Origin of the sequence: Thermococcus sp. GR5, assembly GCF_012027535.1 — an archaeon.
Lineage (GTDB): Archaea > Methanobacteriota_B > Thermococci > Thermococcales > Thermococcaceae > Thermococcus > Thermococcus onnurineus.
The window spans coordinates 1-406 of the sequence record NZ_SNUN01000029.1 but is presented as its reverse complement, the minus strand read 5'-3'; the positions used below and the strand labels follow the sequence as shown (position 1 = coordinate 406).

Sequence of the window (406 nt, the reverse complement as noted above, 5' to 3'; positions counted from 1 at the left end):
CCTCTAGTACAAATCCTTGGGATACATCCGTCCAATCTAATATATTGGACAACTGAGTTTCCATGGGGATACACCGGAGACACCTCGGACTTTGTGGCTATCGAGCTTGAGAGAACGGATTCCGGAAATGAACTTAAGATATACCTATTTGAATTCAAAAAAGACTCAATTGATAGACACGCCTTGGCAGAGGTCCTTCTTTATGCTCCCTGGGTTGCCAGAGTAGTTTTCCATGCAATGGCAAATAGAAATATCAAAAAAATAAAAGTCATTCCAATCTTAATAGGTTTTAGAGTCCGACTTAGGGCTGTTCCCTGGTATACTAGCCCGATCCAGCTACACAATCTCTGCGGGCAACGTGTCGATCTTGAAGTAGATGTTCCTATTTTATTTGAATATAGACCAA

1 protein-coding gene is annotated in these 406 nt (G+C 41.4%); it reads left to right on the top strand.

Going from position 1 to position 406, the window contains the following annotated elements; translation table 11 throughout:
• Positions 1-406: hypothetical protein (locus E3E33_RS10725; protein WP_167731698.1), on the top strand; the 406-nt coding region annotated here is incomplete at both ends.